The following is an 18,093-nucleotide window of genomic DNA, read 5'->3' as shown; positions in this document are numbered from 1 at the left end:
GGGAGTCCAATGAGTGCAACCATTATCGAAACCAACACCCGGCCGTTCAACCAGGTCGACGTTGACACCGTGACGGTGGATATTATTGAAAACGCCTTGCGCAATGCGCGCGAGGAGATGGACGCGGTCTTGTTTCGCACCGCTATGAGTCCGGGCATTCGCGAACAGGGCGATTGTTTTCCGATGATCGCCAACCGCGACGGCAAAATGGTGGTGGGACAGTTCGGCTCGTTTATCTACGGTTTTACCGAAGCCTACAACGAGCAGATTGAGGAAGGCGATATTATCCTCACCAACGATCCCTATATGTGTAACGCAGCCGTGTCTCACCTGCCCGACTGGATCGTGCTGGTGCCGATCTTCAAAGACGGCCGGCATATCGCCTGGTCGGCCATGTTCGGTCATATGTCCGACAACGGCGGCATGGTGCCGGGGTCGATTCCGATCCGCGCCAACAGCATTTACCAGGAAGGTATCCGCATTCCACCGACCAAGTTGTATAAAAAAGGCGAGTTGCAAAGTGATGTACTGGAGTTGATTTTGCACAATGTGCGCACGCCGCAATGGAACCGCTTTGACCTGAATGCCCTGGTGGCGGCTTGTCGCACGGCGGCCAAACGCTGCGTGGAAATTGCCGAGCGTTTCGGCGACGATGTGTTTCACACCACCATGAACATTATGCTCGAGCGCAACTACCAGGCCATGAAGGTGATTATTGAAACCATAGTGCCGCAAGAGCCGCGGGTGTTCGAGGATTACGTCTGCGACGACGGCGTCGGTTGCGGGCCCTACAAAATTCGCTGCAAAATGTGGCGCGAGGGTTCGAAAGCGATTTTCGATTTCGACGGCACCGATCCCCAGGCCCAGAGTTCGATTAACTTTTATCTCAATGAAGAGATGTTCAAAATGTTTTTCGGCTCTTTCACTATTAATTTGTTCGATCCCCAGATTCTTTTCAATGACGGTTTTTACGATCTGGTGGATGTGCGTATTCCGGAAGGTACGCTGTTGAAACCCAAATTCCCGGCACCCTTGTCGGGCCGCACCCACGCGCTCGGGCGTATCTTCGATGTGATGGGCGGCCTGCTGGGCCAGTCAGCGCCCGACGCTATCAATGCCGCCGGCTTCTCCGATTCGCCGCACTTGTTTTACTCTGGCTACGATCGCAAAGGTGAATGGTTTCAACTGTTCCAGATCGGTTTTGGCGGCATCCCCGGCCGGCCGGTTGGCGACGGGCCCGACGGCCACTCGCTGTGGCCGGGTTTTACCAACGTGCCGAATGAGTTTATCGAAGCCTACTTTCCGCTGCGTATTGAAACCTACGCCACCATTCCCGACTCCGGCGGTGCTGGTCTGCACCGCGGCGGCAACGGCCTGTCGGTGGCCTACCGCTTCCTGGTGGACGGGCGTATCGCCATTCACGACGAGCGCTGGTTGACCTATCCCTGGGGTGTCAAGGGCGGTGAGCCCGGCATGCGTTCCACCAAGAGACTGGTGCGCGGCGACGGCAGCGAACAGTGGCTGCCGGCCAAATGCGAGGATATCGAGGTCAAGGCCGGCGATCTGCTCTACTTCAACACCTGGGGCGGCGGTGGCTGGGGCGACCCCCTGGAGCGCGACGCCGAACTGGTGCACGCCGATGTCGAGCGCGGCCTGGTCAGTGTCGCCGGTGCCCGGCGCTACGGGGTAGTGATTGGCGCCGCCGGTGTCGATGCCGGGGCGACGGCGGCGCTGCGCGAGAAAATGGCGGCGGCGCGCACCGATGGCGGCCTGTTTAATTTCGGCGGCACCATCGAAGAAATCAAAGCGCGCTGTGAGGCTGAAACGCATCTGCCGCCGCCGCTGGCGCCTACATTTTGAGGGCAGGTCGCTTTGGCAGGGTGCGATATCAAGGTTGTGGTTGTTGCAAAGGCACCATTTTGGTGGGTGTCTTGTTAAGAGCCGCCGATTTGAATGGGCGTCTTACTGTCGGTTTCTTGAAGTGGGTGTCCTGTTAAGAGCTTCCTGTTAAGAGCTTGTCGGTTTCTTGAAGTGGGTGTCCTGTTAAGACTGTTAAGAGCTTGAAGTGGGTGTCCTGTTAAGAGTTAGAGTTTAGGAGAGCACTGGTTTGAGTGAGTGTCCTGTTAAGAGAGCTAATCGGGAGAGTATCTTGTTGAAACAGTATCCGGGCGCGTACCCGGTCCGGAACGTTGACAATGGCACTTGAACGCAAGAGCCAGCGCCCGGGCCGTCGCCCGGCGCTGTTACTGGTGGATCTGAGTCACGGGTTTACCGATCCGAACTCGCCGCTCGGCACCGAGTGCGGCAGTGTTATTGAAGCCAACCAGACGCTGTTGCGCTACTTCGCCGCCGCCGGTTGGCCGGTATTTTTCAGCACCGTGGTTTACGACACCGAAAGCCAGGCGCGGGTATTTCGCGCCCGGCTGCCGGCGTTGAATATCCTGCAGCGGGGTTCGCACTGGGTCGAAGTGGACAGCCGGCTGGGTCAGCCGGAACCCTGGCAGTTGATTGAAAAGCATTGGGCCAGTGCGTTTTTCGGCACCGATCTTATTGATCGGCTGCGGGCTCAGACTGCGGACTCGCTGGTGGTTACCGGGCTCACCACCAGCGGCTGTGTCCGCGCCACGGCCGTCGACGGGCTGCAGCACGATTACCCGGTTTTTATTCCCCGCGAGGCGGTCGGCGATCGCACCGAAGCCGTGCATCGGGCCAACCTCTACGACCTCAATGCCAAGTATGTGGATGTGGTCGACCTCACCGAACTCTTGGGCGCATTGGAAGGTAAACATGGTCTCGGGTAATGGGGCGAATCTGCAATTGCCGCGGGTGCTGATATTCGGCTATCGGGAATTCAGTCACCTGGTCAGCAGCTTGCTGGCGGAGTTCCAGACCCGGGCGGAGTTTAGAATTGTCGACTCCATCGTCGACAGCTTTGCCGACCTGAGCACCCATATCGCCGATTTCAGCCCCGATGTGGTGGTCAGCGCCGGCTCCAATGCGGCTTACCTGAAGTCTGCGCTGGACCTGCCGGTGGTGTCGCTGGAAGTGACAGAGAGCGATATCGTCGAGGCGGTTACCAAAGCGGCGGCGGTCACCGATACGATTTTAATGATCAGTTTCAACGCCGAGCCGCGCATTTTGCCGCATCTGGAAAGCAGCCTGGGGGTCAAGATCACCTACAAGCGCTACCGCACACCGGAGGAAGCGCGGGAAACCTTCTATGTGCTCAGCAAACAACCCTGGGGTGCGGTGCTCGGCGCCAGCTTTATCTGCGGCCTTGCCACGCAGGAAGGTTTCAAGTCATTTCTGTTCTACTCCCGCGAATCCTGTCGTCGTATGCTGCTGCGGGCGATCGATACAGGTATTCACCATCGCGATACCAAGAACAGTCGCGCGCTGAGCAACTGGATTATCGAGCGATCGCCGACGCCGACCCTGGTGGTGGGGCACAAAGGCCGGCTGCACCAGGTCAATGCCGCGGCAAAAACCGACTTGCATCTCGGTGCCGATCTGTCGCTGGAGCTGGCCGATCTGATCAAGCCGCAAGCCGAACCGCAGCCGCAGGACGGTGAGTGCCGCATCAACGGTCAGGACTGGTGGTTTCACCGCGATCGGGTCGACGACGGTTTCGGTGAACCTGTCGATATTTACCAGCTCTACCGTCACAAGCTCCAGTTCGGCGATAGCCATAGCCCAGATAGTTACAGCCCCGCGGTCGAAACCGACAGTGAACTGCGCTACCGCTCCGCCGCCATGGCGCGGGTGATGGAAACGGTGGCGGGCTTCTCCCGCTCGCCCAGTAACGTGCTGATTACCGGCGAGTCCGGCACCGGGAAGGAACTGGTGGCGCGCGCCATTCATCGCGACGGTCCCTTTGCCGGCGGCCAGTTTATCGGCATTAATTGCGGCGCCATCCCCACCGAGTTGTTTGAGGGCGAGCTGTTTGGTCACCGCGACGGCGCCTTTACCGGCTCGCGTCGCGGCGGCCGCAAGGGGCTGATCGAGGCGGCCGCCGGCGGCGTGCTGTTTCTCGACGAAATCGGCGAACTCACCCTGGATCAGCAGACCAAGCTGCTGCGTTTCCTGCAGGAGCGCACCGTGCGGCGTCTGGGCAGCAATAAGGAAACCCAGATAAATCTGAAAATTGTCGCCGCCAGCAATAAACCGCTGCGGCAAATGGTCGGCGCCGGGGACTTTCGGGAGGACCTGTTTTACCGACTCAATGTCTTCAATATCGAATTGCCGCCGCTGCGACGGCGCCGGGAAGACATCGAGTGTATTGCGTTATTCAAGCTCGAATACTTTCTCGATCTCTATGCACTGCGGGTGCCGGCGCAGGCGCTTATCGACGCCGTCGGCCCGGCGCTGGCGGAATACGCCTGGCCCGGTAACGTGCGAGAGCTGGAAAATGTGATCGAGCGGATGGTGGCCCATTTAACGATCCACCCCGACTACAGCAACCTGGCCGGGGCGCTGCCCAGTATCGCCCCGGAACTGTTTAGCGATGCCGTGCACGAGCCCCTGGCTGCCAACCCGCGACAGCGGGAGCTGCAACTGGTGGCGCAGGCGATGGACGAATTTCATAACGATAAACAAAAAGTGGCGGAGTACCTGGGTATCAGCCAGACCACGCTCTGGCGCCGCCTGAAACAACTCAGCAAAAACTAACATAATGAAAAAGTAGTCGGGAGAAAAGAGCCATGAGAACCATTGACCTGAAGCGACTTGCAAAAGGCGTCGCCTGCGCCAACCTGGGCCTGGTTGCCGCACTGACCGCCGTCACGCCGAGTTATGCCATTGAGATTGAGGAGATAGTGGTAACCGCCCGCAAGCGGCCGGAGAGCCTGCAGGAAGTGCCGATCGCGGTGACCGCCATTACCGAACGCCAGATCGAGCGGGCCGGGATGGAGAGGCCGGCGGATTTTATCGGCACCATGCCCAATGTGACCATCGTCGATTCGGCCAATGTGGGCGATACCCAGGTCAGTATTCGCGGTATCGTGTCCACCCGTGATGCGGAATCCACCTTCGCCTATGTGGTTGACGGGGTGCTGATTACCAATCCCAACGGGTTTAACGAAGAGCTGCTGGACGTCGCCCAAATCGAAGTGCTGAAGGGCCCCCAGGGTGCATTGTACGGTCGCAATGCGGTGTCGGGGGCCATCCTGGTGACCACCAAGGCGCCCGCCGACGAGTTCGAGGGCAAGGTGAAAGTCGGCTTCGGTAACAACAATACCCAGACGGCGACCGGCGTGATCAGCGGTCCCCTGACCGATGCGCTCAAGGGGCGCCTGAGCTTTAGCCATCGCAGCACCGACGGCCACTACACAAATGTGTTTACCGGCGCCGACGATGAAGTGGACTTTCTGGAGGACAATACGTTTCGCGGCCGGTTGCTGTGGGATGTCAACGACGATTTGACGCTGGACCTGCGTGCCGGCTATAGCGAGGTGGAAGGCGGGGCGATTAATTTTAACGCCGTGTTTGGCCTGCCCTCTTTTGTTGCCGCGTTTGACCAGCCCGCTTATTTTGCCGATGTCAACGATCACGATTTTACGTTTGCCTTCAACGTACCCGGCGGCAACGAGCAGGAAACGACCGAACTGTCGTTGAAAGCCGATTGGACGTTGGGCGACATAGATGTTACCGCCGTGCTCGCCTATAACAACCTCGAGGAATTTCTGCTATCCGACGGCACCAGCGCGTCCTTTTACGGTTATGAGGTTACCGACCAGTGTCTGGCAGACCGGACCACGTTGAACAACGCCCCCGCCGCCCTTGGCGGCAGTGATCGCACCGATTTGTTCGGTGATTTCTTTGCGCCCTTCGGTGTTTTGCCGCCGTCGCCGGATACCAATTTCGTCGGGGTGTACGGCCCCTACACACCCACCGCCTGTGACGGTTATCAATATCAGGAGCGCAACCAGGAGGACTTCAGCGGCGAACTGCGTTTTACCTCCGACCAGACCGCATCACTGCGTTGGATCGCCGGCCTGTACTTCGCGGAAATCGAGCGCGATGTGGTGGTTGCTTACGGCGCCGATACCGGCCGGGGGTTTTTACGCCAGCCCTATGTCGATCCCACCGGGCCCAATCCCACTGACCTGTTGTTCGACGATACCTTTGAAACCTCGGTGATTGCGGGTTTCGGCCAGCTCGAATTTGACCTGTCCGACACGGTGGAGCTGGCGCTGGCGCTGCGCTACGACCGGGAGGAGCGGGACGTGTCCAACAACGTGCCCAATGTCAGGGCTTCGGGGTTGAACGTCAACACTATTGTGGAAGGCGAGGTCGGTCCGATCAATCCCGCGTTCAGCCTCAATCCGGACGGTATTCCCGATCGCAGCGATACCTTTACCCAATTGCAGCCCAAGATAAGTCTGGCCTGGTCGGCCACTGATAATGTCAATATCTACGGCAGCTACGGCGTCGGTTTCCGCAGCGGCGGTTTTAACTCCATCGGCACCCAGGCGACCCTGGACTTCTGGTTCAACGCCTCGGGCGACGGCAACCCCGGCGATGCGGTGGACGCGCAACTGCGGGTGACTGATGAATACGATAAGGAAGTGACCACCAGCTTTGAGCTGGGCGCCAAAGGGCAGTTTATGGACCAGCGCCTGCGGATCAACGCCGCGGTGTTCCAGACCGAGGTTGAAGACAATCAGTTTTTCGAATTCTTTGCCGGTCCTTTCGGCCTGTTGCGCGCCGTGACCACCATTGACGAATTGGAGATCCGCGGTTTTGAAATGGACTTTAATATTGTCGCCACCGAGTATCTGAGTCTGTTTGGCGGTTTCGGTATCCTGGACAGTGAAATTGTTGAAAACCGCAACCGGCCCGCCTCCGAAGGCAATAATGCGCCCCAGGCACCGAAGGAAACCTATAACCTGGGTGCCGTGGTGGAGATACCCGTCAGCGACGGCATCGACTTTGTCGCCCGGGTGGACTGGCAGCACGTGGGGGATATGTGGTTCCACACCCTGCAGGGCGAGGCGACGCCGACTATTTGGGATTTCTTCGGGACCCTGGGCGGCGGTGTCCCCCCCGGTCCTCACTCGCAGGATTTCAGCCGCGCCAAGCGCGATGCCTATCAAACTGTGAATGCCCGTTTCGGACTTGAGGGGGAGGCCTGGACACTGAGTGTGTGGGGCCGCAATATCACTGATGAGGAGTATCTGGAGGAGGTGATTCCGGCGCCGGAGTTTGGGGGCTCTTTTATTCACCCCTCTGCTCGCGACGCTTATGGGATTGACTTCAGCTATCGTTTTTAGTTGTCGATTGTAGCGCCGGCTCTGGCTGTATCAGTTGCCGGCGCTACCTGCGGTATTTTTGTCGGCTCGAGTCCCGTCCGGCCCGTCATTTAATTCCTTTATTACCAATAACTTACCTGTCTTTAGCTAATTCCTTTGCAGTTTTTTTGTAAGCGTCTATTTTGGCGAGTTCCAAATCGTCGTCTTCGGACTTGATGTATTTGGCGTAGGTGCTGAAAAATATTTCCAGTGTGTGGCCCAATTGTCGGCGGAGAAAACCCGGTTTTGCCCCGGCGGTTAAACCCAAACTGGCGTAGGTATGGCGGCAGTTGTAATCGCGACGATAGCGGATGCCCGCATCACTTAACGCTTGCCGCCAGCTTCGGTTAGAGCCGTCAGCATCGAGACAGGGACCACCGGGAGATTGGACAAAGATCGGACCGCCTTTAAAACGGGTTGGGCATTCTCTGAGTAGGTTTTTTGCGCGCTGTGTCAATAGCACTTCTCTCGCCATATTGGTTTTAGTGCTGAGTTTGACTTCGCGGCGCACCATTGATCTATTGATCGCCAATCGCTTGCCGTCGTAGTCGTCCCACGTTAACGCAAGTAATTTGCTAGTGCGCGCTCCGGTTTCAAAGGCCGGTTCCTGATGTTTTTCCTGCTCCAGTTCTTTCGCCGGATTGCTTGCGGCATAAACATTTTTCTTTGCCGGCCGGAAGACTTGTCTTAATGGCACAATGATATTATTGCGAGTTTTAGCGCTGGGCCATTTCAAACGGCTATCCAGCCGCAATAAGTCTTTGTAGGTGATCGAACGTATCGGCAACTTAGCCAGTTTTGGGCATCCAGTATTTATTCAGCGCGTGGTGGTAGCAGTCCCGGGTTGAGCGCGTCACTTTGGGCGTGTCCAAATACTGTTGTGCCAATACACCAAAACACGGACTTTCTCACTCTTCTTCCGAGTGCCTAGCCGTAAATCGTCGAGGCGTTTCTGCCTCACTTTAGCCGCATAGGCAACATTGGTGTTGTTGGGGCGTTTGTCGAAGGTTTCATTTATAGCTCGCTGGGATGGACCCCACCATTGTTTACCGACGTTCCAGGATAAGTACCAGTACGGTTGTTTTTTTTTTGCGTATCGTTAATACCTGGGTCTTTAAAGTAGCTGGCAAACCGGTTCTACTGCTGTTTATGGGTGGCTTTGGTATTACCGCTTTGGTATTAACATGGATGGAGGGCTCACCTGATATTAGGGCAACGCCTTTTTGGGGGATCACCCAAAATGGGGAAAGGGCCGTCGCGTCAGGATAACCGGCGCAATTGACTTCTTATTCTTTCTACCTACTGAAACACCTAAACCACGAAAAACACTGACGAATTTTTAAAATTCATAAGAAGTCACCATCAACATAACTAATATGGTGAGAAACATATAATGAGTGAGGCCATTTAATGACCAAAAAACAGGAGATTAGTTCTGCCACGAGCCTATTGAAGTTGACTCTTCTTGCTTCGATGTTAACCCACGTCAGCCAAATAAATGCTGCAGCGGAGGAAACATCAAATGACATTGAGAATCCAGTGGCTGATTTCAACTTTTCGGAGAAAGGGTTTATCTGGAAATCACCCACCCCAAAAGACTCTCCCTTTGAACAGTCAAAGGCATTTTCTGGAATCTATTTTACCGGCGAACATAGTGACTATCATGTCGGGGATACGTTCTATCCATCCTGGGCTTCGGATGGCAACTTGTATAGCCCCTGGACCGATGGGGTAACGGATGGCGTAAAAAGCCGTTCGGGTGGCTGGTTTGGATGGCGCGCTAAAACCGGAAACGCAGTCATGGTGGGGGATGATCCGCTAGACCTGAAAATCACCAATACCTCCAAACCTCAAATTGCCCATGCTTTACCTTATGCTGGCAGGTATCCTGCAGGCTCACTGGTACACGATGGTATTTGGTATTACGGTACCTATACACTGGGCCCAAGCGGCGGGTTCACCAGTCGTGAGGGCTTTAAATGGAATTGGCCGCATCTCGGGCCGGTACCGGGATTTAGAATCTCGCATGATTACGGCAAGACCTGGATAGACTCGCCACTCTCTCCTAAAGAACCACTGTTTCCTGAGCCGTCAAAGATGCTCGCACCGGTAAAGATGGGCGCGCCGCACTTCGTCGACTTCGGCAAGAACATGGAGCACTCTCCCGACGGTAAAGCCTATCTGGTGGGTATGGGCGCGGAAGAAAATGATCCGCTGCCTCGTCCTTGTATAAGAAAAGGGAAAAATGGAAAGCCTTATGAAATCGTAGAACCTTGTGAACCGGAGTTAGTAGAAGGTGTCCCCTTCGCAAACGCTAACCTGAGTTGGATCACAGCAGACCAGGTTTATCTTTCCAGGGTTACACCAAGTCCGGAAACGATCAATGACGAAGATGCCTACGAGTATTTTGCCGGTCACGATGAGGATGGAGCACCCAAGTGGAGCGATGATTTCAATGATATAAAACCCCTGCTTGAATGGAACAACAATATGGGCTGCGTTACCGTCACTTACGTGCCTCCGTTAAAAAAGTACTTGATGGCGGTCACCGACGGCTGGCCTACTGTTGCCAAAATGGATTCCTATATTCTGGAGGCTGATCAACTCACTGGACCCTGGAAAATGGTTGCCTACATGGAAGACTTCGGCGAGCAAGCTTATTTCCTAAACTTCCCGTCAAAGTTTATCAGTGCTGACGGCAGGAGTTTGTGGCTCGCGTACTCTGCAAATTTCAGTCAAAGATGGGGTGATATCAAACTGGGCTTGAATCCACCGGGAGGCAGGTATGGGCTGAGCTTACATGAAATACGGCTGTTGACACCTGCGGATACTGAATCGCTGAAAGGGCTTCGTGATCAAACGTCTAATTGAGATGTGATGGTAGGGAATGGGGGCCATTAGGTTGCAGGAGACAGATAGTCGATAGGCAGTATAAAAAGGGGTCGTAGTGCTTGGTACTTGAGCATTACGCTCTCACCCCTTTTAGCTTATTTCACATACCATTAATATGGTTACCGATAAATACCGGCAACATTGTAGCTATCCAGTCCTAGGTTTTGCCGATGACTTCTTCGATAAAAAAAGTTTGAGAAAAAGTGAAAGAAGTCAAAAAAATCACTTCGGTGACTAAACCAGTATTCACCATAATTTGGCTCAAAAAAACAGGCATCCTGTGTACCAATGTATGCTGCTACCGCATGGGAATATGAGACATTTTGGCTTTCTATAATAATCAGAGCATATCCGTCACGGATCCGGCTAAGTTCATTGCGTACCGCCGCTAAGCCCATATCAGTTTTCCGGTCGGAGCGGATATGGAGGCGATTGTTTCTGACCCAGGCTCGATAAGCCATCTCCCAGTCGGGAAACAACCTAATGCTCTGTTGCCATCGAATCACGCGTCGATACTCCTGCTGATTAAACGCGAGAAGTGTACGGCCGTTATTGTCCCTGACACCACCGATATGATTAACCAGAGAGTCATCAAATGCGTGGTATTTTATCCAGTGGCACGATAATGATAGACAAATACCGCCACTTGGGACCGCACCGGCCTGGCGTGTGGCGATAGTCTGGTTAAAATCAAAGGTTCTCACGCCATTGTGGGCGCGAAGCAATTGTCCAAAATTGTCTAATGGGAAAGCCCGGTTAGGCATTAGCAGGTCTCCTGGCTAAGAAGCGGCAGTTAAAGCCGATCAAATTTCATCGTTTGACTCTGGGTATACCTACGCCTGTAGCGCGAGAAAGGTTGCACTGGACATGATGCTTTGACCTGCCCCTATTTTCTTGCTATTTCCTGGAGCCGATCGAACCTCATACGCTCGGCTCCAGGCGTATTTACGCCTGTGGTACAAGAAAAGTTGCACTGGATATAGTGTTTTGATCTGCCAAACCACCCGTTCAGGTAGTACGAATACAGCCGAAAGCCTGCTAGTGTTTTCAAAGTGAAAGAAGCAATCGCATGTATTACACACCGCGTGTTTGCCTGCTTTTATACCTTGCTATTTTACTAATCATGAGGGAAATATTATGACAAAGACTACACCGCTGGTGCTGATTAAACTGGCCTTGCTGCTTTTTTCTTTCAGTGCTTTTGCTCAACTGGATGACCCTATTACCTTTAGTTTTGCCTCTGACAGCTACCCTAACGGCCCGACGTTTACGTCCCCGGGTGGTGATTTGGTACAAGCTGCGGTTCCCCGTGTTAATTTACTTATCGATTTAAATCATGATTTTCCCGGAGGGCTGGTGGTCATTCCGGCGAGATTTAATTTTGAAGGAAGGATCAGCAACCACAGAGTGGTTCCCTGCGGTGCCAACTGGTTGCACTTCTGGAAGATGAAAGGGGGGTTTACCTTTCGTCAGCCCGGCTTTGCCGGTCAACGCTTACTTACCGTAAAGTTTGAGAAAGCTGTATTGACGAGCATTTCGCCATCGCAGTTTGCGGCCGGCCGAACCTTGACTTTACAGGATTTTGATCGCGTTGATGCCAATCTTGTCTTTACGCCACATGAAGGTTTGTTGGAGTTGCCAAATGTGCCGCCGGCATTGAGCATTAAAGCGAACGACTTGAACTTCGGTGAGAATTTTGCCTTTACCTTTACCAGTGTCAAGCCGGTGAACAGACTTATTCCCCTGGATGGCGGCGGCCTGTTTTTTAGCCCCTGGACCTCAGAAGGCAGCTTTTCCGCAGGTGCGGTAAGGGAAGTTGAGGGTCTTCCAGCGCCTGATGGTGTCGATTAACTTATGACGTTCAATAAGAGGTCGGTTGCGTTACTTGCGCCTCTATTTTTTAACACGCTTAGTGAGCGTGAGTAACGCAGACAATGGTCTAAAGTTATGGCGGCTTCCTCTCATCCGCAACAACCACGCGCTTGTAGATCTCAATAGTCTGCAAAATCCCACCACTATTGGTGGGTTTCTATCGGTTAGGGACAACTTCTCTCTGGAAAACATCAGCGGCTTATCGCAGCTGACAAGGGTGCCAGGGAAAACTGAAGTGTTAAGCAATACCAAACTCGCCAGTGATGCCGACAGCGCCATTTGAGGCATGCGCCCACGGCACCGCTTTGGCCTTCAGTCCATACTGGTGTGTTTTAAAAAAGCGCGTAGTAGGTAATCCATTATCGGCTTTTCCTCGACCGTGATAGAGGCCATACCGCGCATACCGTTGATAACTTTGCCTTCCAGGCGGTTGAGTTCGCGAATGCTCAGCCGAATAGGATATTGGCCCTGCGCTGATGGACTGCTGCTGATCGTATCTATTTCGGCGGTCATGGTGCCGTAATAATAATGAGGAAAAGCATCATACCTCAGTACTACGCGATGGCCCTTTTTTACCAAGCCGATGGCGGAAGAGGGAGACTCGGCATAGGCATAGGGTTTACCGGCACCGGCCTGCAAACGCAGCAGATACTCCTGTGGTGCTATCTCCGATTCGTTCTCTATGCGCATAGAGACCGTGCCATCGACTGAACTCTTCAGCGTAATCGAATTCGCGGCTATTTTACTGGGTCCGTAATGTCGTTGCAGGCGCTGGCGAGCCAGATCGTAGCGCTGCTGTGTCTGGGCAGCTTGTAGTTTGTCTTCGATAATGGCGTTTTGCAGTTGTGCTTCGAGAAGGGCCAACTCATTTTTTAGCGATTCCTGCAGCTTTGCATTAGCCATAGTTTCTTCGTGCTGATCCCGGTCAGTTAGCAGATGTAGCTGCTCCGCTTCCAATAGCGAGATTTGTGATTGCTCAAGCGCCTGATCGGAAAGCGCCGATTTTGTATGCAGCGACTGATTACGCTGATATTGCCTGCGCCGACTTTCTGCTTGCTGACGTAAGTTTTGCAGTTCCTTTGTGGTAATACTTTGATGCCGTTGGGCTGCTTTCGTCGCCAATTGCAGACGATTTTCAACGCCGGCTCTCTTTATTCGCAACAGCTCAATCCCTTTTTCGTTGACCGGTCGCTGAAAAGTCTGATACAGCTCCAGGTCCCGGCGGCTTTCGTCAATTGTTTGAATCAGTTGTACAATTTTTTCCGATGTGATGGTGGCAAGGGGAGTACCGACGGAGACGGTCTCGCCGGTATCAATGTGTGCCTTTAATAAATAAATCTTTTCCGGGTATTGATAGATTACCTCGCGCAGGCCGCCGCGGTATTCGAATGGCAGCTGGATCTCTCGTGGTACGGTTATCACAAAGGCGGAAGTTATTACTATGGCAACAATCCCCATTCCCAGATAAAGGCAACGTTTAACTGTCGATTGGCTCAGATCCTGAAATGGCACATCGTCTTCGTCGTAAATACTGAGCTTCTGCTGTGACCGGGGCTCCGGCTCGTTTTCCCCTGGCTCTGTGTGACCTCCCTGCTGGTCTTGTGGTTTGCTCATTGGGTACTACTGCCCTGCACTAGTAGTTGATGTAGGTATTGACCAGGTTGTGATATTGGCCCTGCCGCGCCAGCAGTTGCTGGTGTGAGCCCTGCTCGACTATCGCTCCTTTATCGATCACCAGTATGGTATCTGCTGTCTTTAAGGTATGCAGTCGGTGGGCAATCGAGAGAATGGTCTTACCTTTGAATCTCTCCATGAGGCGCGACATAATAACTTTTTCTGTTTCCATATCCAGAGCACTGCTGGCTTCGTCCAGAATGATCACATCGGGGTTGCTGAGAAACAGTCGTGCAAACGCCACCTTGAGGCGTTGACCGCCGGACAGACCAATACCACCCTGGCCGATACGAACGTTCAGACGCAAATATTGATCCTCAACGAAATCCAACAGTTCTGCCCAGGCTACCGCTTCCAACACCTCCTCATCAGTAGCCTCCATATTGCCGTAGATAATATTTTCTCGCAGTGTGCCATCAAACAGGTAGATATCCTGGGGAATGATGGCTACTTTTTTGTGCACTTGAGAGGAAACCGTATTGCGCAGTTCACACTGGTTGAAAAGGATTTTTCCCTCATAGTCGTCATAGAGTTTGGTCAGCAGGCGCACCAGCGTGGTTTTTCCCGAGCCGTTGCGACCGACCACGCCAACGAATTGACCCGGAGGGATGTCAAGATTGATATTATCGAGTGCATAGTGCTCTTGCTGCGGGTGATATTTAAAGTAGACATTTTCGAGCCGCATATGAATCGGCTCGGTGAGCATCACTTTGTTTTCCAGTGAATTGTCCACCTCATCTTCGATCAAAACATCGTTGAGGCGCTCGAAAGAGACACTCAAGTCGGTAAACATAAAGCCCAGTTGGGTTACTCGTTTCAACGCATTAATGACAATAACGTAAATGGTAATTATGGCGATGTAAGCGCCAATGGTGATAGTGCCGGAGAATGCCAGGTAGGCGCCTAACCAGTAGATCGCGGCTTGGCTGAGATAGTAAATACCGTCCAGCAATGTAGAAACATTGATATAGAGCTTTTCAGTTTCCAGCACTTTGTTCAGAGCTCGCGTGTACTTATTCTTCCAGCGCCAGAACTTGATTTTTTCTATACCCAGCAGCCTCACTGTCTGAATGCCGAGTAAAGTATCGAGAAACTGACCCATGGTCTCGATATTTTCGGCGAACACCAGGTTTTCCAGGTCTCTCAACTTAGGAAAGAAAATCACCGTAAGCAGAAGGTAGAGGACGGCAAAGGCGGTAGCTACAAGTCCGATGGTCAAACTGTAATAGTAAAGTGCCGCCAAGTAGGTGCCAACGAAGGCGAAATCAATAACACCTTCAAGAATAGTCGGATTTAGTGCCTGCCTAACCTTCAGGTTTTCCTGAAATAATGTGATGAAACTTTCGCGCCTGTGCCGATCAAAGTAGGACTGTTTCAAACGCATAAAATGATCGAAAAAGCGGCTGAAAAAATTGCGCTCGAAGGTAACTGCAAACTGAATGACTAGGATATTGCGGCCGTAGGTGATCAGCACCTGACTAAAAAACACCGTTACCATGCCGGCCAAAATTGCATAGAGTAACTTCTTGTTGTCGTTGACCAGAGCCTGGTCGATAATAGTTTGAGTGAAAAAAGGTAACGCCAGGCCCAGCAACTGCAAAAACAGCGTTGCCGCCAGTACCTGGAGCAGTAATTTTTTTGCAGAGCGGAAGTGGGAGAGATAGAAACGCGAAATAATATCTTGTCGCTTTTTTCTTACTATATCGGCAAGTTCTGTCAATTCATTGTGCTGGAAAATTTCCGTTGTTGGCTCCAGGGCCAGAATAATGCCGTTCCAGTGTGACTGAAATTCTTTTTTGCTCTCCGTATATCTGCCAATGGCGGGGTCCGCAATCCAGACCTGGGTACTGCTGACTTTATAAATGACGACAAAGTGGTTGCCCCGGTAGTGGGCAATACAGGGCAATGTGATATCCGGCAGGTTATCGTAATGTATTTGATAACCGTCGGATTCGAAGCCGAATCCCTCGGCCAGTTCACTCAGTGTATACAGATCGATTCCTTCTATATTGACCTGCGCCTTTTGGCTCAAAAATGTGCGTACGTCATAGTAGCCATAGTATTTGAATATCATGGCCAGACAAGTAGTACCGCATTCATTTTCACTGGGCTGCTGAATATAGGGAAAGCCTTTTATCTTATCTTTAAACAAGGTGGCGATTACTCAATAGTGGACTGCTGAGTCTGTACCTCTGAATTTGCTCGGCGTTCTGCACAAAAATCTACAGGAGTTAAAAGTTGCAAAAGTCTCTTGTGGAAGTAGTTGTTCAAAACACGCAGCAGGCGCCGCTGCCAAAAAAAACGACACCGCTGCGGTCGAGCTAAATGGAGCTATACTGCTATCGCTTAGCGTTCTACGATAATTTCAGCTGGCGGGCGTGGCTCTGCCCCTTTGATACTAAGCAATTGCTTCGCCGATAACTTTTTGGCTGAAGCCTTTTTTTGACAATCAGCTTTTACAGTCTGCTGTTGTTTTTTCATGATTCAAACCTCTTACTGTTGTTGATGATTTAGTGGTGTCAAAGCAACTTCCCTGAGTCATTGAGAATAACGAGATCAAGAAGTTGGTCGCACATTGCGATCGATATTAATGCAGGGCCCCCCGTTGCCAAGCGGAGCACTAATTAACCTGAGCGCGCGATAATATTTATCATAACGTAACAGAGTTACTCAATGGTATAATTGCTAATAAGTGTAATTAGGTGGCAAATTACACCTTACAGTATTTGGTCGATATTAGTGTGTTTGGTCGTATCAGCCGGAAGAAAAAGCTGTTAGAAAGATTTATCAATCGCTTACAATAATTGATGTTTTTGCTATTACACCGAATAAACATATTTTTTGATTATTGAATTTTTATTGGATGTTCTGTTTGGCGCTTCATAGAGAGTTTGCAGCAGGTAAAAGTTGTCTTGTTAACATTTTGTCTCAAAACACGCAGCAGACGCCGTTATCGTGATAAAGCGGCGCTGCCACGGTTCAGCTAATTGGAGCGATGCTCCTTTCGCTTACCGTTCCACAATAACCTGAGATGGTGGACGTGGCTCGGCTCCTTTGATACTAAGCAATTGCTTCGCCGATAATTTTTTGGCTGAAGCCTTTTTTTGACAATCAGCTTTTACAGTCTGCTGTTTTTTTTTCATGATTCAAACCTCTTACTGTTGTTGGTAGTTTAGGGGTATCAAAACAACTCCATTAAATCATCGAGAGTAATGAGATCAGGAAGTTGGTCGCACATTGCGATCGATATTAATGCAGGGCCCCCTGTTGCCAAGCGGAGCACTAATTAACCTGAGCGCGCGATAACATTTATCATAACGTAACAGAGTTACTCAATGGTATAATTGCTAATAAGTGTAATTAGATGGCAGATTACACCTTACAGTATTTAGTCGATATGTCGCAGGAACCCCAATCCGGAAAGGAATTACCTGGAATGCCCTGTTGTCAGGTTCTGTTCAATGTCCATTGCGAAAAATAATGCTTTCCCAAAATGACTGTTAGTATACCGCCGAGAATCATTATCGATGATAACAACAGGCGTAGAGAAATAACTTCATTTGCGAACAGTACACCACCAACGGCGGCGATCACTGGCACGATCAGTTGAACCACCGCCGCCTGGGTAACTAAAAGCCCCCCCAGAGCAATATACCAGACAGCGTACCCAAGCCCCGAAGCTATGCCGCCGGACAAGACAGCCAACAAGATGCCTTCCCGAGATAAATTAGCGTATTGGAAGGTAGCGGCTACCAGAATGGCCACGAATGGCAGGGTGCGCAGAAAATTGTGCGCTGTGTCGCTCAGTGGATTTTTTGACCCCCTGCCTGCCAGTGTATAAATGCCCCAGGCGATGCCGGCAACCGTCATAAGTATAAACCCCATGAGTGAGGGCGTGGCCAGACCTGGCATAATCAGGTATACGAACCCGCAGAACGCCGTTAACATGCCGATCCACTCAGAATAGTGCAGCTTATTGCCTGAAATCAGGCTGGCGAGAATCATGGTAATCTGGACCGATCCAAACAGAATCAACGCTCCGGTTCCGGTATCTAAAGAAATATAGGCAAATGAAAACGTTGCCGCATAGAGAAATAACATAAAGGATGCACGCCAACTTCCTTTTGATATCTGCTCATTGCCAGCTTTGGTAATTTGCAATATCGCGGCTAAAACCACGATTCCGGATAACAAACGGATAGTCGTAAAGCTGGCGGCGTCAATTGTACCAGTGCCTAATGCCAACCGGCAGAGGATCGAATTGCCGGCAAACGCCAACAGAGCAAGCGTAGTGCAAAGAACGATTTTAAGCTTGTTCATAGGGTAGCTATTCTTTGTCGAGTGTTTCTATAGAAGGCTGTTACAG

14 protein-coding genes are annotated in these 18,093 nt (G+C 52.0%); 7 read left to right on the top strand and 7 right to left on the bottom strand.

The window, feature by feature from the left end:
• The first annotated feature begins 9 nt into the window (after positions 1–9).
• The 4 genes from FKG94_RS08065 to FKG94_RS08050 all read left to right on the top strand — a co-directional run bounded on the left by FKG94_RS08065 (position 10) and on the right by FKG94_RS08050 (position 7,271).
• A complete protein-coding gene (locus tag FKG94_RS08065) occupies positions 10–1,860 on the top strand; it encodes a hydantoinase B/oxoprolinase family protein (RefSeq protein ID WP_142903687.1) in 1,851 nt (616 codons plus the stop codon).
• 335 nt (positions 1,861–2,195) lie between these two features.
• Positions 2,196–2,801 (top strand): isochorismatase family protein, encoded by a 606-nt coding sequence (locus tag FKG94_RS08060; RefSeq protein WP_142903686.1) that lies wholly within the window; start codon positions 2,196–2,198, stop codon positions 2,799–2,801.
• Complete coding sequence (locus FKG94_RS08055) at positions 2,788–4,668, top strand: sigma 54-interacting transcriptional regulator (RefSeq protein ID WP_179957546.1); 1,881 nt, start codon at positions 2,788–2,790, stop codon at positions 4,666–4,668. Before FKG94_RS08060 ends, FKG94_RS08055 begins: the two co-directional genes overlap by 14 nt.
• Positions 4,669–4,700: 32 nt before the next feature.
• Positions 4,701–7,271, top strand: coding sequence for a TonB-dependent receptor (locus tag FKG94_RS08050; RefSeq protein WP_142903684.1), 2,571 nt, complete (start codon positions 4,701–4,703; stop codon positions 7,269–7,271).
• A 112-nt stretch (positions 7,272–7,383) separates the two neighbouring features.
• On the opposite strand, the gene FKG94_RS08045 is transcribed toward FKG94_RS08050, so the two are convergent.
• The gene (locus FKG94_RS08045; RefSeq protein WP_179957545.1) at positions 7,384–8,025 is read right to left on the bottom strand and encodes a tyrosine-type recombinase/integrase; all 642 of its coding nucleotides are present in this window, start codon (positions 8,023–8,025) and stop codon (positions 7,384–7,386) included.
• A gap of 674 nt (positions 8,026–8,699) precedes the next feature.
• Here FKG94_RS08045 and FKG94_RS08040 point away from each other — a divergent pair.
• Positions 8,700–10,160 carry a glycoside hydrolase family 183 protein gene (locus FKG94_RS08040; protein ID WP_142903682.1) on the top strand — a complete coding sequence of 487 codons (1,461 nt, stop codon included), beginning with the start codon at positions 8,700–8,702 and terminating at the stop codon, positions 10,158–10,160.
• A gap of 140 nt (positions 10,161–10,300) precedes the next feature.
• On the opposite strand, the gene FKG94_RS08035 is transcribed toward FKG94_RS08040, so the two are convergent.
• Positions 10,301–10,945 carry a YopT-type cysteine protease domain-containing protein gene (locus FKG94_RS08035; protein WP_142903681.1) on the bottom strand — a complete coding sequence of 215 codons (645 nt, stop codon included), beginning with the start codon at positions 10,943–10,945 and terminating at the stop codon, positions 10,301–10,303.
• Positions 10,946–11,318: 373 nt separating this feature from the next.
• Between FKG94_RS08035 and FKG94_RS08030 the strand changes: the two genes are divergently transcribed.
• Both FKG94_RS08030 and FKG94_RS28705 read left to right on the top strand, forming a co-directional pair.
• Positions 11,319–12,032 carry a hypothetical protein gene (locus FKG94_RS08030; RefSeq protein ID WP_142903680.1) on the top strand — a complete coding sequence of 238 codons (714 nt, stop codon included), beginning with the start codon at positions 11,319–11,321 and terminating at the stop codon, positions 12,030–12,032.
• Between the two features lie 67 nt (positions 12,033–12,099).
• Positions 12,100–12,336 (top strand): hypothetical protein, encoded by a 237-nt coding sequence (locus tag FKG94_RS28705; protein WP_179957544.1) that lies wholly within the window; start codon positions 12,100–12,102, stop codon positions 12,334–12,336.
• Between the two features lie 29 nt (positions 12,337–12,365).
• On the opposite strand, the gene FKG94_RS08025 is transcribed toward FKG94_RS28705, so the two are convergent.
• The 5 genes from FKG94_RS08025 to FKG94_RS08015 form a co-directional block, all read right to left on the bottom strand.
• Positions 12,366–13,667: an HlyD family secretion protein gene (locus FKG94_RS08025; RefSeq protein WP_142903679.1), complete on the bottom strand. Its 1,302-nt coding sequence runs from the start codon at positions 13,665–13,667 to the stop codon at positions 12,366–12,368.
• A 19-nt stretch (positions 13,668–13,686) separates the two neighbouring features.
• On the bottom strand, positions 13,687–15,879 hold the full coding sequence (locus FKG94_RS08020; RefSeq protein WP_142903678.1) for a peptidase domain-containing ABC transporter: 2,193 nt from the start codon (positions 15,877–15,879) through the stop codon (positions 13,687–13,689).
• Positions 15,880–16,073: 194 nt separating this feature from the next.
• Complete coding sequence (locus FKG94_RS29355) at positions 16,074–16,208, bottom strand: hypothetical protein (RefSeq protein ID WP_281284225.1); 135 nt, start codon at positions 16,206–16,208, stop codon at positions 16,074–16,076.
• Between the two features lie 527 nt (positions 16,209–16,735).
• Positions 16,736–16,870 carry a hypothetical protein gene (locus FKG94_RS29350; protein WP_281284224.1) on the bottom strand — a complete coding sequence of 45 codons (135 nt, stop codon included), beginning with the start codon at positions 16,868–16,870 and terminating at the stop codon, positions 16,736–16,738.
• Positions 16,871–17,174: 304 nt separating this feature from the next.
• On the bottom strand, positions 17,175–18,047 hold the full coding sequence (locus FKG94_RS08015) for a DMT family transporter (RefSeq protein ID WP_142903677.1): 873 nt from the start codon (positions 18,045–18,047) through the stop codon (positions 17,175–17,177).
• Between the last annotated feature and the right edge of the window lie 46 nt (positions 18,048–18,093).

Origin of the sequence: Exilibacterium tricleocarpae, from assembly GCF_007004655.1 — a bacterium.
Taxonomy (GTDB): domain Bacteria; phylum Pseudomonadota; class Gammaproteobacteria; order Pseudomonadales; family Cellvibrionaceae; genus Exilibacterium; species Exilibacterium tricleocarpae.
Note: the sequence above shows the minus strand (reverse complement) of the source record. Positions and strands in the feature narration are given on the sequence as shown.